Origin of the sequence: Gottfriedia luciferensis (genome assembly GCF_002156865.1) — a bacterium.
Lineage (GTDB): Bacteria > Bacillota > Bacilli > Bacillales > Bacillaceae_G > Gottfriedia > Gottfriedia luciferensis.
Genome location: NZ_NCTA01000002.1, coordinates 238,630 through 254,399, shown reverse-complemented (window position 1 = coordinate 254,399; position 15,770 = coordinate 238,630). Strand labels below are relative to the sequence as shown.

Annotated in this window: 16 protein-coding genes and 1 other annotated feature; of the genes, 10 read left to right on the top strand and 6 right to left on the bottom strand. The window is 31.5% G+C overall.

Features of this window, described 5'->3' with window-relative positions; translation table 11 throughout:
• The first annotated feature begins 72 nt into the window (after nt 1-72).
• Together B7R67_RS03430 and B7R67_RS03425 are read left to right on the top strand one after the other, a co-directional pair.
• Complete coding sequence (locus B7R67_RS03430; RefSeq protein ID WP_088067553.1) at nt 73-1,404, top strand: cytochrome ubiquinol oxidase subunit I; 1,332 nt, start codon at nt 73-75, stop codon at nt 1,402-1,404.
• A gap of 40 nt (nt 1,405-1,444) precedes the next feature.
• A complete protein-coding gene (locus B7R67_RS03425) occupies nt 1,445-2,461 on the top strand; it encodes a cytochrome d ubiquinol oxidase subunit II (RefSeq protein WP_088067551.1) in 1,017 nt (338 codons plus the stop codon).
• Nucleotides 2,462-2,747: 286 nt separating this feature from the next.
• On the opposite strand, the gene B7R67_RS03420 is transcribed toward B7R67_RS03425, so the two are convergent.
• The 3 genes from B7R67_RS03420 to B7R67_RS03410 are packed head-to-tail and all read right to left on the bottom strand — an operon-like array spanning nt 2,748 to nt 4,849.
• Entirely contained in the window at nt 2,748-3,401 is a 654-nt protein-coding gene (locus tag B7R67_RS03420; RefSeq protein WP_088067549.1) for an amino acid ABC transporter ATP-binding protein, read from the bottom strand.
• Between the two features lie 13 nt (nt 3,402-3,414).
• Entirely contained in the window at nt 3,415-4,056 is a 642-nt protein-coding gene (locus B7R67_RS03415; RefSeq protein ID WP_088067547.1) for an amino acid ABC transporter permease, read from the bottom strand.
• Nucleotides 4,057-4,072: 16 nt separating this feature from the next.
• Complete coding sequence (locus tag B7R67_RS03410) at nt 4,073-4,849, bottom strand: amino acid ABC transporter substrate-binding protein (protein WP_088067545.1); 777 nt, start codon at nt 4,847-4,849, stop codon at nt 4,073-4,075.
• Between the two features lie 67 nt (nt 4,850-4,916).
• Nucleotides 4,917-5,175 (bottom strand) — a binding site (T-box leader).
• A 282-nt stretch (nt 5,176-5,457) separates the two neighbouring features.
• Between B7R67_RS03410 and B7R67_RS22625 the strand changes: the two genes are divergently transcribed.
• From B7R67_RS22625 to B7R67_RS03395, 4 genes are all read left to right on the top strand, one after another.
• The gene (locus B7R67_RS22625) at nt 5,458-5,592 is read left to right on the top strand and encodes a hypothetical protein (RefSeq protein ID WP_268875985.1); all 135 of its coding nucleotides are present in this window, start codon (nt 5,458-5,460) and stop codon (nt 5,590-5,592) included.
• 728 nt (nt 5,593-6,320) lie between these two features.
• Nucleotides 6,321-7,202, top strand: coding sequence for a radical SAM/SPASM domain-containing protein (locus B7R67_RS03405; protein ID WP_088067542.1), 882 nt, complete (start codon nt 6,321-6,323; stop codon nt 7,200-7,202).
• Between the two features lie 134 nt (nt 7,203-7,336).
• A complete protein-coding gene (locus B7R67_RS03400) occupies nt 7,337-7,951 on the top strand; it encodes an acetate uptake transporter (protein ID WP_088067540.1) in 615 nt (204 codons plus the stop codon).
• Nucleotides 7,952-8,089: 138 nt separating this feature from the next.
• A complete protein-coding gene (locus B7R67_RS03395) occupies nt 8,090-8,725 on the top strand; it encodes an FMN-dependent NADH-azoreductase (protein ID WP_088067538.1) in 636 nt (211 codons plus the stop codon).
• 467 nt (nt 8,726-9,192) lie between these two features.
• Here B7R67_RS03395 and B7R67_RS03390 read toward each other — a convergent pair whose 3' ends face one another.
• On the bottom strand, nt 9,193-10,419 hold the full coding sequence (locus B7R67_RS03390; protein ID WP_088067536.1) for a sensor histidine kinase: 1,227 nt from the start codon (nt 10,417-10,419) through the stop codon (nt 9,193-9,195).
• A gap of 141 nt (nt 10,420-10,560) precedes the next feature.
• Nucleotides 10,561-11,706 (bottom strand): metallophosphoesterase, encoded by a 1,146-nt coding sequence (locus tag B7R67_RS03385; protein ID WP_158095010.1) that lies wholly within the window; start codon nt 11,704-11,706, stop codon nt 10,561-10,563.
• 218 nt (nt 11,707-11,924) lie between these two features.
• Between B7R67_RS03385 and B7R67_RS03380 the strand changes: the two genes are divergently transcribed.
• Nucleotides 11,925-13,196, top strand: coding sequence for an ATP-binding protein (locus B7R67_RS03380; protein ID WP_088067532.1), 1,272 nt, complete (start codon nt 11,925-11,927; stop codon nt 13,194-13,196).
• A gap of 24 nt (nt 13,197-13,220) precedes the next feature.
• Complete coding sequence (locus B7R67_RS03375) at nt 13,221-13,622, top strand: HIT family protein (protein WP_088067530.1); 402 nt, start codon at nt 13,221-13,223, stop codon at nt 13,620-13,622.
• 133 nt (nt 13,623-13,755) lie between these two features.
• Here B7R67_RS03375 and B7R67_RS03370 read toward each other — a convergent pair whose 3' ends face one another.
• The gene (locus B7R67_RS03370; protein WP_088067528.1) at nt 13,756-14,532 is read right to left on the bottom strand and encodes a class I SAM-dependent methyltransferase; all 777 of its coding nucleotides are present in this window, start codon (nt 14,530-14,532) and stop codon (nt 13,756-13,758) included.
• A 178-nt stretch (nt 14,533-14,710) separates the two neighbouring features.
• Between B7R67_RS03370 and B7R67_RS03365 the strand changes: the two genes are divergently transcribed.
• Nucleotides 14,711-15,031 (top strand): hypothetical protein, encoded by a 321-nt coding sequence (locus B7R67_RS03365; protein WP_088067526.1) that lies wholly within the window; start codon nt 14,711-14,713, stop codon nt 15,029-15,031.
• 51 nt (nt 15,032-15,082) lie between these two features.
• A complete protein-coding gene (locus tag B7R67_RS03360; RefSeq protein WP_088067524.1) occupies nt 15,083-15,769 on the top strand; it encodes a Dph6-related ATP pyrophosphatase in 687 nt (228 codons plus the stop codon).
• Nucleotide 15,770: the final 1 nt, after the last annotated feature.

The window sequence follows — 15,770 nt, the reverse complement described above, 5'->3', positions numbered from 1 at the left end:
GATTAATACAATTTGATTAGAATAATTAATTTCAATGGACAATATGATATTACATTGTAGGGGGGATTTCAGATGGAGTTGGATAATGTCACACTCAGTAGATTACTAACAAGTATGACACTAGTATTTCACATTATTTTTGCAACGATTGGTGTAGGAATGCCCTTAATGATCGCAATTGCTGAGGGCTTAGGTATTTTAAAAAAAGACCCGCACTATACACTTATGGCAAGGCGATGGGCAAGAGGGTATACAATTACAGTTGCTGTTGGTGTAGTAACAGGAACATGTATTGGCTTGCAATTGTCGTTATTATGGCCGAGCTTTATGAGAATAGCTGGTCAAGCTATTAGTTTTCCTTTGTTTATGGAGACATTCGCTTTCTTTTTTGAAGCAATCTTTCTCGGGATATATTTATATACTTGGGATCGCTTCAAAAAACCGATCTATCATTGGTTCATCATTTTTCCTGTTATATTGGGATCAACCTTATCGGCATTTTTCATTACGACTGTGAATGCTTTTATGAATACACCTCAAGGTTTTACGTTAGAAAATGGGACAATTAAAACGGTTGATCCAATAGCGGCAATGTTTAATCCAGCAGCTCCATCTAAGACGTTACATGTAATTGTAACTGCATATGTAGCATCAGCACTCATCTTAACTTCAATCGCTGCGATTCAACTGTTAAGAGGGAAAATTACTGAGTATACAAAAAAAGGACTTCGACTGACTGCTACTTTAGGATTAATATTCGCTGTTTTAACAGGGGTTACAGGTGACATTTCTGCTAAATTCCTTGCTAGATATCAACCTGAAAAACTTGCAGCAATCGAATGGCATTTTGAAACGGAGAGAGGGGCAGACTTTGTATTATTTGGAACATTGGATGACAAAACGCATGAGGTAAAATATGAAATTCGAATTCCAAAACTATTGAGTTTTTTATCATTTTCAGACTTTAATGCGCCAGTAATTGGATTAAATGAATTCCCAAAAGATGAGACTCCTCCTCTAATCATACATTATTTATTTGATATTAAAATGACCTTTGTTGGACTAATTATCTCGATGACATTTCTTTTTGTGGCATTTTCAATTAAGAAAAAAAATTGGATGCATAATAAATGGCTATTACGGGGATTAGCGCTTACTGGACCAGTAGCGTTGATTAATATTGAACTTGGTTGGTTGATCGCTGAAATTGGCCGTCAGCCTTGGATACTAAGAGGTTATATGAAGGTTTCACAAGGGGCTACTACGGCTAAGGGGCTAGGTAGTATGTTTTGGTTGTTCTTTGCTTTGTATGTGTTCTTGGGTGTTTTTTGTGCGATTGTTATTCGAAAGATGTTTATTCATAATCCGCCTGAGAATGAACTGGAATATCGTTTGAAAAAATAGACTCTGTATACGTAGCATTATGGTGATAGGAGGGTGAGCATTGAATATTGAGTTGCTTGGGATTATTGTTTTATGGATATTTCTTTATGGATATATCATTATTGCATCAATAGACTTTGGTGCAGGATTTTTTGCTTATTATGGTAAAGTTACAAAAAAAGATCACTTAATTAATAATTTAATTAGTAGATATTTATCCCCTGTTTGGGAAATTACAAATGTATTTTTTGTTTTTTTCTTTGTAGGAATAATAGGTTTCTTTCCAAGTGTAGCTTATTATTATGGAACTGCTTTATTAATTCCAGGAAGTATATCATTGGTACTATTAGCAATTCGAGGATCATTTTATGCTTTTTCAAATTATGGTTCAAAGGAAAATAAAGTTTATCTATTTCTATATGGTGCGACAGGATTATTAATTCCCGCGTCATTGTGCACGGTTTTAACAATTTCTGGTGGTGGTTACATAGTTGAAAAGAGCGGAGTCGTTCGATTTTTAGCCGGAAATTTATTAACGAGTATCTACTCATGGAGTGTTGTAATTATTGCAATCATATCTGTACTCTATATTAGCGCGACTTTTTTAACGTTTTACGCAAGTAAAGCGAAAGATGAAGGGGCACTATCCATATTGAGACAATATGCTTTATTTTGGACAGTTCCAACGATTTTATCAAGCTTTCTAGTATTTGTAGGATTAAGAGATAATAATTTAAGGTTTTATCAAAACATTGTTAATCAATACTGGTGGATGTTTTTATTATCTTTAATCTGCTTTTTAATTGCCTCAACGTTGATTTTACTAAAACGAAATTATGGAACGGCCTTTCTATTTGTTATGCTCCAATTTTTTTTCGCATTTTTTGGTTACGGAGCAGCGCATCTTCCATATATATTAGATCCGTATATTACAATCTATAATGGCTATACCAATCCAACCTCAGGTACGATGCTAGTAACGGTATTCGTTTTAGGTCTATTACTTTTAGTCCCATCGCTTTTGTTCTTATTTAAGCTATTTTTATTTGATGCTGAATATGTTCAAGGCAAAAAATAACGATAAGAGGAGAAGGTTTAATGCACTCTTCAAATAAACAAGAAAAACGGCTTGTTATTTTATGTTTTATCGTGGCATTTATTATGGGGTTATCATTTATTAGTAAGTTTTTTCATTGAATTAGGGAGTTTGCAAAATGAAAGGTAAAACTGCAAATGAAAAGGTGAATTTGCTAATATAAAGCAAAATTCACCTAAAATAAGATTAAATTGATATCATTAGTTTATTAGGAAAAGCAACAAACCACTGGCTTATATCATATAGAAAGTCATATTTTTTAAATTCTTTATGCGTTTTCTAAAACTTTTCCTCCTTTAACAAGAAGTGTACGTGTTGAAACATTTTTTGCAAATTCCATATCGTGAGTGATGACTAAAATGCTCATTCCATCTTTTGCTAGATTTTTCATTATTTCAGCGATGCCATTTGTAAGTTCAGGATCAAGTGCTGAAGTTGGTTCATCAAAACAAAGAATCTTTGGTTGAAGTGCGCATGCTCTTGCGATCGCTACACGCTGTTGTTGGCCACCTGATAATTCATTTGGATAGGCGTTTGCTTTGTCGCTTAAACCAACTTGTTCTAGTAAAAAAATTGCCCTTTTTGTTGCATCCTCATTATTCAAACCTAATACAAGTATTGGAGCTTCAATAATGTTTTCCAGTACAGTTTTGTGAGGGAATAAATTAAAGTTTTGAAATACTAACCCTATTTTTTTTCTTACTTTTATTAGATCTTTTTGAGATTGGATGATTTGATCATCAATCTCGATTGAGCCACCATCAAATTTTTCTAAACCATTTATACAACGTAAGATAGTCGTTTTTCCCGCACCTGACTGCCCTAATAGTGTAACGATTTCTCCTTTATTAACTTCAAAAGAGACTTCGTTTAATACTGTTTGTTTATTAAACTGTTTTGTTAAGTTATTTACTTTTAACATAAAAGTCTCTCCTTTATTTATAATATGAAAATCTATTTTCTAATCGTTTAAATAGATTTGTTAAGATCGCTGTTAGCAATAGATAAATGATACAAACTAGAACTAGTGGGAGTAACGATGCACTAGTATTTGATGCAATTTTAGCTACTCGAAGCATGTCATCAAGACCAACTACATAAACCAATGCTGAATCTTTTACAAGTGTGATAACCTCGTTTGCAACAGGCGGTAAAACATTTTTAGTCATTTGTGGTAGGATAATTCGTTTAAATGTTTGACTACGACTTAATCCTAAAACTTCTGCTGCCTCATATTGCCCTTTGTCTACAGATTGAATACCGGCCCTAAATATTTCTCCAAAATAAGCTGCATAATTTAGGGTAAATGCAATAATAACGGTAGTAAAACGGTCAAATACAATTCCGATTAATGGTAAACCGAAAAAGATAAAGATTAACTGTAAAAGTAAAGGTGTTCCACGCATTAAAAGAATATAGGAACTTATAATCGATTTGATTGCAGTAATATTTGAAAGTCTACCAAGTGCGATAACAATTCCAAGCGGGATAGACAACACTAGAGTGATTAAGAAAACTTCTAGCGTTACAGTTAACCCATCAAGCATGGAAGGTAATAATGATGTAATCTGATCCATAACTGATTTCTCCTTTTTATTTCAATGTTCCAAACCATTTTTTATAAATTTTGTTGTAAGTTCCATCTTTTTTCATGGCATCAATTTGTTTATTAATTTTTTCAACTAAAGCTTTATCGTCTTTTCTAACACCAATTCCATACTCTTCTTCACCGAAGTTATCATCTAGAATTTTGTATTTTTGTTGACCTCTTTTATTTATATAGTAACGTGCTAATGTCTCATCAGCGACAACTACATCAACTCGCTTTGATTCTAAATCCATTAAAGCTTGGTTGTTATTTTCGTATAATACAGGTTTACCACCATTAAATGATTTAACTAGTTTTTGATCTTTATTAACTGCATCTAATGAACTTGATCCATCTTGAATACCAACATTTTTACCTTTTAAATCTTGTTTTGTTTTTATAGATGAATTTGCTAGTGTGATAATAACTTGTCTATTTTTTAAATAAGGTTTTGAGAAATTAACTTTTTTCTTACGATCATTTGTAATCGAATATCCATTCCAAATCGCATCAATATTTCCAGATACTAATTCAGTTTCTTTCATTGTCCAATCAATAGGTTGGAATGTAACTTTCATATTCTCACGTTTAAATACTTCTTTCGCTAAATCGATATCAAAACCGACCACATTACCTTTATCATCTTTAAAACCCATTGGTACAAAAGTATCGTCTAAACCAACGACTACCTCATTTGCTTTTCTCTTTTCTTTTCCACAACCAGAAACGATTAATATTGAAATCATACACATGATAATAGCTGACACTAATTTTTTATTCATTTTACTCTCTCCTTAAACTATTTTTTGGAAAAACAAAAAACTCCCGTCCTCTAGCTATATAGTATAGCTAGAGGACGGGAGTATTACTCACGTGGTTCCACCTCTATTTATTAGTACCTCACGATACCAACCTCTTCAAGTGCAGCATTAAAGCTATACTCTAGCACGGTAACGGGTGCAGGGAAACCGGAAACAGTCTACTACCAAAAGGGTTCGGTGCTCAGCTCAGAGATGTGTTCAAAATATTGTCTTATGCCCCTCGCACCAACCGGGAACTCTCTGTTTAAGAACTTAATACTTTTACTATTTCTCATCATTGCTTTTAAATTGAAATTTTAAGTTTTATATAATAACTGCAGTTTTTTAATCAAACTAGTTTGTTTTGCGATGAACAAATAATATTACAGATAATAAATAACTGTCAACACATTTTATTTTAAAATACTTTAATTTTGTATAAATTTGGATGATAATTTCTTTGGAAATGTAGATATTTGTCGATAGAATGATTTCCAAACTAGATTAAAATTGTCAAATTTTGTCCGTTATTATTAGTAGTAAATATCGACATTTTTTAAAAGATACTCAATTTATCGGGGGATACATAAATGTTAAAAAAAACGATTGCTTTATTGATTGCGCTATTTTTATTTTTTACTGTAAAAACTGGTATTGCAAAAGAAGAATCTAAGAATTTTATATCCTTTGGAAATATTTTACCATTCACAGTTAGTGGTAAATGAATCGTTTAAATTTAATTTAAAGAGATTTTTTGTATTTTAAAATTTAGTGTACTAATCAAATGAAAACAACTGGCCCCCGTCATAATCAATATATATGAGTATTTTCATTTAAGAAATTAGTATATTAGTTAGAAATACTTAATTGAGTAATCTATTAATGTTAAAAATATAGGCAAGTTCGTGTTGATGAAGAGCAGGAAGTGCAAGAAAGAATAGGGAAGGGCAAGGGAAATATAAGGGAGAAAATTACTTAGAAAAAGTTCTAAACCTTTTAATATCTTTTCCTTTCTCCTTGAATCCTGCCTTTCCTTGTTCCTGATTTGAGCATCATGAAACGGAAATCAACACATTTTTAACAGAGCTTTTTCAAAGAAATAGCCCATGCGGAGAGATAGCATAGGGACTATTTCTTTTTTTACGGTAAAAAGCCGTATGATCAATTGTCCAATCCACATAACGACATGCAATATTAATCGCCTAAAACTGTATGGCGTAATAAAATTTAAATAATTTAAGAAAGTTTTAGAATGATTACAATTCTGATCGGTTGGTAAAAATTGAATGATGCGTAGAAATATTAAATTCCCAAAAATTATTGTATGATAGAATATACAAAGTTTTTGAGAGCGAAATATGTGACGATAGAAAATTTAACTTTTAGTCAATTAGTTAAATAAACCAAACGCAACAATCTAAAAAAGAAACAAAATGAAAAATAGGAGAGCAGAATGAGAAAATTCAAGAAAGTTTATATAGAAATTACAAATATATGTAATTTAAAATGTAATTTTTGTCCTAGTCCTACATTGGAAAGACCGTTGAAATTTTTGGACGAAAAAGCATTCACACATGTTATAAGTTCAGTTAAACCTTATACAGATCATATTTATTTTCATTTGATGGGTGAACCATTTTTGAACACAAAACTCGGAAGATTTTTAGACATCAGTCATGAAAATGGTCTAAAGGTTAACATTACAACGAATGGTACGTTAATAAATAAAGTAAAAGATTTATTGATTGAATCAAAAGGATTGAGACAAATCAATTTTTCACTGCATAGTTTTGAAGCGAATGATTTAACCAAAGATTTGCATGATTACGTTGAAAATATTACAAATTTCATTAATGAAGCGAACAAAAAAAGTGATATGATCTGTGCAATTAGACTTTGGAATATGGACAGTGAAGAGTTAAAAGCAAGTAATTCATTAAATATTGATATATTAAAGTTATTAGAAGAAAAATTAAACTTAGATTTTTCTTTAAGTGAAAAACTTCAAGAAACTCATAATATTAAGCTTCGTGATAAAATTTACTTAAACATGGCAGAAAAGTTTCAATGGCCAGATATGGGTAATGACATCATTGATGAAAATGTGTTCTGTTATGGTTTAAGAGATCAAATTGGCGTATTAGTTGATGGAACTGTTGTACCATGTTGTTTAGATAGTGAAGGTAAAATTCCTTTAGGTAACATTTATGAGACTTCATTAGAGGATATTTTAAATTCTGAACGTGCTAGAGCGATTTATGATGGATTCTCTAGAAGATGTGCAGTGGAAGAATTATGTAAAAGATGTGGGTATGCAAAACGACATAAAAAATAAATTTTTAAGGAAAAGCGCTTTCTTTTTAAAAGAAAGTGCTTTCTTTATAAAACCTGAAAAATTTCTATATAAATCCTTTAAATTTTATAGTAGTATAATTTAGTCTGTTTAAAAGTTTAGGAGGATTTACATTAATGAAAGACGTACAACAAATTAAAATTACTACAGCGGATCCATCTGCAATTGGTTTATTTGGTTTAGCGATGGTAACACTTGTAGCTTCAACACAAAAGTTAGGAATTACTGATGGGGTTTCATTAGTATTACCTTGGGCGATTTTTTTAGGAGCATTTGCACAATTATTTGCGAGTATCCAGGATTTCAAACATAATAATGTATTTGGTGCAACAGCATTCGGTGGTTACGCGTTCTTCTGGTTAGCGGTTGGAACAACTTGGTTAATTCAACTAGGTGTTTTTGGAGAAACATTAATGAAAGCAGCTGATGTTAAACAACTTGGTTTTGCATTTGTAGGATATTTAATCTTTTCAATTTTTATGACGATTGGCGCAATGGAAACACATAAAGTATTATTTATCATTTTTGTATTAATTGATTGTTTATTTATTGGATTATCATTAAGCACTTTAGGATTTATGGAAGAAGCAACTCATACATTTGCGGCTTATAGTGAATTAGGTATTGCAATTATGTCATTCTATGGTTCAGCTGCAGCAGTATTAAACGCCCATTTCGGAAGAGAATTTTTACCAGTAGGAAAACCATTTGGCCTATTTAAAGCTAAATAATTAGATTAAAAACCTTTACTCTTTAAATTCACGAGTAAAGGTTTTTTTATTTAATTTTTTTTGTATTGTTTTAGTAATAATAACAAATGATAATACAGTGCTTTTCAAAGTTATTAAGTAATGAAAGGTGGAAAAAACATGGCAACATTATTGTACATCACTGCACATCCACATGATAAGTCTACTTCATATAGTATGGCAGTTGGTGATGCTTTTATTGAAAGTTATAAAGAGGCACATCCTGGTGATCAAGTAGTACATATTGACCTTTATAATGAAACGATTCCTCATATTGATGCTGAGGTGTTTGCTGGTTGGGGCAAACTTCAATCGGGAGGAGCTTTTGATACACTTTCATCTGGTGAACAATCAAAAGTAGGTAGATTAAATGAAATCGTAACTCAATTTACAGAGGCTGATAAATATGTATTTGTTACGCCTTTATGGAACTTTTTATTCCCTCCAATTATGAAAAATTATATTGATGCTATTTGCGTTGCAGGGAAAACATTTAAATATACATCAAATGGTCCAGAAGGTTTATTAGGCGGTAAAAAAGCACTTCATATTCAAGCGCGTGGTGGGGTTTACTCAGAAGGTCCAGCAGCGGGTCTAGAAATGGGACATCGTTATATCGGAACAATCATGAGCTTCTTAGGAATTACTGATTTTAATGGTATTTTTGTAGAAGGACAAAACCAATTCCCTGATCGAGCTCAAGAAATTAAAGAACAGGCGATTCAAAAAGCTAAAGAAGTTGCAAAGGATTTTTAATTTTTCACAGCAAAAAGCTCACTGATAAAGTGAGCTTTTTCTTTTCGAGTGTTGAAATTGATAAAGGTAATAAAAAAGTCATTAAGTGAAAATTATTGATTTCATCAAGTTTAAACGGTTAAATACTGTTTTTTTAGAAACATGAATTCAAATCTTAAAAGACGATGCTTTTTTTGAATTTGTCGGTCAAACTGATTAATAATTTGTTCTAAGTAGTCAAATAGTTTTTTAATGAATACTTTTTTGGAAGAATAAGTTAATTGGAACGGAAGGATGCTCGACTCCTATGGGAAATGCGGAAAGGCTGAGACCCCGCAGGCTTGCCGAGGAGGCTCAGGTTTCGCCCCATGGAAAGCGAGAATCCTGTAGTGGAAATGAACATCACTCAACTTCTTTTATGAAAATTTGGTAACTATTTAACAAATATTTCAACAGCGAGAAAAAGCTCACTAATAAAGTGAGCTTTTTTATTTGTTTTCATCTTTTGAAATAGGTAAATAAATTTGGAATGTTGTGCCTTCATTGACTTTACTTAGTACATTAATTTTCCCTTTGAATTTTTCAATGACATTAAAACAAACAGTCATTCCAATACCAGTTCCTCTTTCTTTTAATGAGTAGAATGGAGTACCAAGTCTTTCAATTGTTTCTTGCGACATTCCGATTCCAGTATCAATTATTTCAATAAGTGCATAATCATTTTCTTGAACAAGGTTTACAGTGATAAAACCAGGGGTAAGCATTGATTCAATTGCATTTTTCATCAAGTTTACAAGGACCTGTTTAAATTCGATTGGATTAATTTTTGTAAAAAGAATTTCATTCAAGTTTAATTCGAAACCGATACTTTGGCTATTGGCCATTGAAGCTAGCAAATCCGTTACATTTAAAATTTCTCTGTTTATCTCAACAGCTTGAACAGTTTCTGTTTGAGGTTTTGCTAATGATAAATAATCATTAATGATTATTTGAGCATATTCCAATTCTTTTAACATTGTATCAACATAATATTTTTCGTCAGTAGACATAGTTTTTGTTTTTTGAAAAAGCTGTGCAAATCCTTTTACTACTGTGATCGGATTACGAATTTCGTGTGCAATCGTTGCAGCTAACTGACCAATTGAATTCAATTGTTTTGCTTGTTGAATTTCACTGTGATATGTCTCTAAGGCCATAACCTTTGTTTCAGTTTGTAAAAATACGAATAGGAGAATGAATTGAATCGCTAAAAACTCTAATATATTTCCAACAGGATCTAATGCTATATAAGAATATCGTTCTTTTAGATGAGTTAATGAAATTAATAAGACAAATGTAGGACCAATAAATATGTTTAATACCCAACCAATATAAAATGCCATCCGATTATATAAGAAAATCGTAAATATGGGGATAATAGCTACAAAGCTGTACATTGTTGATGTATCTGGGTATGTCCAAAACTTAATATAAACATATAACGAAGCTAATGTGGTAAATAATACTTTTGAAAATGTACTATTCGTTTTAACAAAATAAAAAACAGCAATAATGACAATGAACATTAAAATAATTTGGGTAATTAGTTCAATTGGATTATCCTCCATTGTAAGTGGAGAAAGTGTAATTCCTACTAGTAATAGTGTAACGAGCGAGACCATAAAGAAAATATAGATGCGCCGACTTCTGTTATTGTAGTACTCCGTATTTTTCATGTTAAAATCTCCATTCTAAAAAAGAAGCTCACGACAATATTTTACACTTTTCTGAAAATTTTTTGTAGATAAATTATGAATTTTAATAAAAAAAAAGAGACCAAAGTATAATAATTTCGGTCTCTAATTAGTTATTTTGAATCACTTTGTAAAAGAAACTTTAATTGTTACAATTTCTGAAGGATTACCTGTCCGAATCGGAGGACCCCATGTTCCAAATCCAGATGACACAACAAAATGAGAATTATTTTTTTGTAAATAACCCCAATCAACCTCGTAAAGTCGTCGAGTAATTAAGTGATTTGGCATAAATTGTCCACGATGGGTATGTCCAGATACTTGGATGTCTACACCTAATTGCGTCGGTATTTCTAAGTGATATGGTTGATGATCAAGTAAAATAATTGGTTTTGAATGATCAATTCCTTCTAGTAAATCATCCAATTCTAATCGATTTTTGCTTGCGAGGTCTTTACGACCAATGATATAGAAGCTGTCTTCTACTAATTCTTTTTCATCCAATAGAATATGAATATCAGCTTCTTTTAAATGCTTTACAAGTAAATCTAAATGCCCACCATAATAATCATGATTTCCAGGAACAGCATATGTCCCAATCTTAGGTTTTAATTTTTTAAATGTTTCAATCATATTCTCTTCTACAAATGGAGTGATATCTTCATCAATTATATCTCCAGCAATCAAAACGAGATCTGGTGAGAGTTTATTGATTTCCGCAACAAGAAACTCTAATCTTTTATTCGTGACTAATGTGCTTAAATGTAAATCAGAAACTAATACAATTGATAGCTCTTTAAATTTATCAATTGATTTATCGACATTCAGGTCATAGTGAATTATTTGTGTGTTTAATGCGCTCTTTCTACCTTTTGAAATAAGGAAGATAATACTCAATAAAACAATTGTTCCAAGTATTAAGATGATCTTATTTGATTTTAGATTAGTTGTTATTTTTATAACTAATCCAATAAAATCGGAAGCAATAATGAAAAAGATTAAATAGTAAAAGATTGCTAACCAATAAGCTCCTACTTGATGTAATCGTTTAAAAAGAGGATTTGGAAGTCTTTTTTTAAATACTCTTGAGAAAATATATGAGAAAGAAATAAACCAAAACAATATCCAATAAATAGATCTAACTGTCGGATTTGCCCATTTAGCGAGTAAAGCACTAATATACATCCACCCATGAAATCCGATATAAAAATTTATTAATAAAAAGAAAGACGTCACTAAAATAATATTAAGTAATATTCTTTTATTCATACAGATCCCTTTCATATGTAGGTTAAGTATTTATAGTATAAATGTTTAAACGCATAAACGCACTTTATTCACTCACATATGAACGAAAATATTTAGAATGAAAATAAATTGACAGATAATGGAGTTTTCTAGGAAAAAATAAAGGATTTTTGGAAATTTTGTCGTATTATTTGAGTGTTAAAATAATTGGTAAATTATGAACTTGTGGGGATATAAATGTGTTAATTGAAAAACTTTTACTACATGTTTTAATCATATTAAGTCCAATATTAATCTACAGTATTATTTATGAAAACCATAGCTACAAAGATAAAATTCATCTTTTTGGAATTTTTCAAGCTGTAGCAGGCTTTTTTTGCATGGCTTTTCCTTACCCAGCATACGGATTATTTTGGGATTTACGGTATATTCCACTTACCTTGGCTTTTCTTTATTGCGGATATAGGTGGGGAATCATAACCTTTTTCGCTATTTTATTAGCTAGGTTAATTTTAGGTGGAGATGCAGTCATATTTGGAATGATTAGTATTACCTTATCCTCACTAGGGTCCTTTGTTTTAGCAAAATGGTTTTGGAAATTCAATCCAAAACAGAGGATTATTTTAACTGCACTAATTGGCTTTTGGCCGGCGTTAGTTCAACTAGGAATCTTATTTTCATATTTATATTTTAGTCATATTAGTTTTAAAAATGATTTTAGACTATATGGGTTAGTTCTGATCTTTATTGTCATAGAAGTAATTGCAATTACTTTAGCAGCGAAACTAAACGAAACTTTAATTGAGAAGAAAATATTACATAGAGAAATTCAACGAGCTGAGAAGCTTAATACATTAAGTGAAATGGCTGCTTCAATTGCACATGAAGTAAGAAATCCTCTTACAGTTGTTAAGGGATTTCTACAATTAATGCAAGAGAGCAAAAATAATCAGTCAATGGAATATTTACCTTTAGTTTTAAGTGAGTTAGGCAGAGCAGAAGGAATTATTAATGATTATTTAAACTTTGCTAAACCACAATTTGATAAAGTCGAAATAATTAATTTAAAACAATGCGTTTCAGATGTCATTACTTTATTAGAACCCTTAGCTTTAAAGCAAAATGTTAAATTAAAAGGCGACTTAGTAGCTGAATCTCTAATTAGTACAGATAAAAATCAATTCAAGCAAGCATTAATTAATTTAATTAAAAATGCGATAGAAGCAACAAATTCCGGCGGATATGTACACTTGAAGTTATTCGAGGTAAAAGAAAAAACAATCATAACAATTAGAGATAACGGCAAAGGAATGACAAAAGAACAACTGTCGCGTATTGGAACTTTATTTTATTCAACAAAAGAAAAGGGAACTGGCGTTGGAACAACTATATCTGTCAGAATTATTGAGGCAATGAATGGAACAATTTCGTTCGAGAGCAATTTAGATGAAGGAACGAAGGTAACAATAACGTTGCCAAAAATTGAATTGTATGAAGTAAGTGCAAATTAATTTAAGGCAAACTAGGAGGATGTTATGACATTAAATAATACTTGTCCTTTTTGTAATCCACTAGATGATCCAAACCAAAATATACTCTTTGAAAACGAGACTTGTTACTTTTTACAACATAATCTCCAACAGGATGTACTAGAAGGTAGCGGTGTAATTATCCCGAAAAAACATCGAGAAAACACATTTGAATTAACGGTTGAAGAGTGGAATGATACATATGAACTGCTACAAAAAGCTAAGGAATATCTAGATGAAAAATTCATACCTAATGGATACACACTTGGATGGAATGTTGGGAAAGTATCTAATCAATCCATCCTTCATAGTCATTTTCATATCATACCGAGATATAATGATGAACCATTGGCAGGTAAAGGCGTACGGTACTGGCTTAAACAACCTGAAAATAAAAGAATAAGATAAACATAGTAAACTAGGTTGGTCAATTAAGTTTCTTCACTTAAACTACTAGAACGTGAAAAATTAGAATTGAGAATTAATATACAAGCAGGTAGTCTATAAGTAAAATAGTTTTCTCAATTCTAACTGGATGATTTTATTTTTTACTAGCAAACCACACCGTCCAACGATCTTTCTCAACAAATGATGTTTGATGTTGAAGTTTAGTTTCAATGAAATTTACGAATAGTTTAAGCTCTTTATCAGTCAGTTCATGAAGAATGGATCGACCTGTTCTTAATAAAAGATCTTCTCGAAGTGATTCGAAATTGTGATAGTACCGTCTCGTTTCCCAAAGTTTTACAGATTTTTCAACTTTAAACCCAGCAGACTCTAAAGCAGTTTTTACTTCATGTGAAGTATACCTTCTTGAGGTTTCTTTTTTTATTAATTTTGGGTACATTTCTAAAAAATAACCACGTAAATGATGATCGTTACCAGGTAGCAAGCAATCTTCAGGCGTCCGATCTTGTACAATTAATATTCCATTCTTTTTCAATAACCGATTTGCCTCATCGAAGCAAGCCTTTAAATCATCTAAATGATGAATTAAAGCTCTTTCCAAAATAAAATCATATTTATAAGATGGAAGTTTAGTATGGTATGCGTTACCTTTAATTAGAGAAATATTATTGTAGTCTTTGCAGTTTTTTGTGGCACCTTTTAGCATTTCTTCTGAAAAGTCTACAGCAGTAACATGATTTACATTAAGTTCTGCTAGGGCTTTTGAATAAATGCCACCTCCGCAACCAATATCTACTACATCTTTACCAAGTAGATTAATATTCTCCGTTATTAATTGAATCCAAGATTGATCAGCATCTCGAGTAGAGTAGGTCGTTTGGTTATTTGTATCATGGAAGTCAATTGTCATGTTAATTCCTCCCAAATTAATCGTTTATATTATTAGTATAGACGATAATCTTGCAATGAATAATATCGATAAGTTATTAGCATTAATAAGATATTGTTATAAAGGATCGTTCTAGGAATGAATAAAGGCATTAAGCAGAGTTTTTTTATAGATAGTAAATAGTAAGGGAATGGTGAAAATGGAAGGCACAATTGAAATATTTGAAAACTTACGTACTGAACTGATCAATCATCATGATGCCACAAAAGGCAGTATTTTTGGGCATAAAGGATTAAAAGTACTAGGTAAAGTATTTGTTTTCTATAATGAACCAAATATAGTAGTAAAGTTAAGGCCAGTAGATGTTGCAGAAGCACTAAAGCTAAGTGGTGCAAAGAATTTTGATCCGATGGGTGGGAAACCTATGAAGGAGTGGGTTGAAATTCCACACGGACAAGATCAACGGTGGTTTGATTATTCGATGAAAGCAATGGGATATGTAAAAAGTTTAATAAAATAATAAACCTCCTGGAAGTAGGAGGTTATCTCATTAAATTTAGGAGATTTTAGGATGAATAAACATAGAGTGGCAGTTTCTTGGAGTGGTGGGAAAGATTGTTGTTTAGCGTTAGAGCGTTTAATTAAAAATAATGATGAAGTAGTATGTCTTATATCAATGGTTTCAAAAAAGGATGAACGAAACCATGCGCATGGAACACCACTTGCTTCTTTACAAATGCAAGCAGATGCACTAGGTATCCCATTAGTAATGGTAGATTCCGCAGGTAAATATGAGGAATCAATGATAGCGGGGTTGAAATTGATAAAAGAACAATTTAATCTTACCAAAATTGCATTTGGTACATTATATGTTGAGGAAGATCGACAGTGGAATGAATACGTAGCTTTACAGGCGGGACTTCAACCACTATTCCCAATGTGGATTGACAAAAAAGCGTCTTCTAATTTGCTAGATGAATGGTTGGCAAGTGGATATGATGCAATTATATGTAGAGCTTTAGAGAATATTTTTGATTCGTCTATAGTTGGAAAGAGTTTAAATAAAGATTTAAAAGAAATATTCTTTAGCAAGGAAATCTGTTTAATGGGTGAAGGTGGAGAATATCACACGTTTGTAGTTGATGGACCACTATTTAAAGAGAGACTAGAGATCGTTGATGCAGATACAATCCTAAATAGTGGATTATGGTCATTAAATATTAAAAAGGTACAGACTGCGAAAAAGCGTCTTCTTTAAT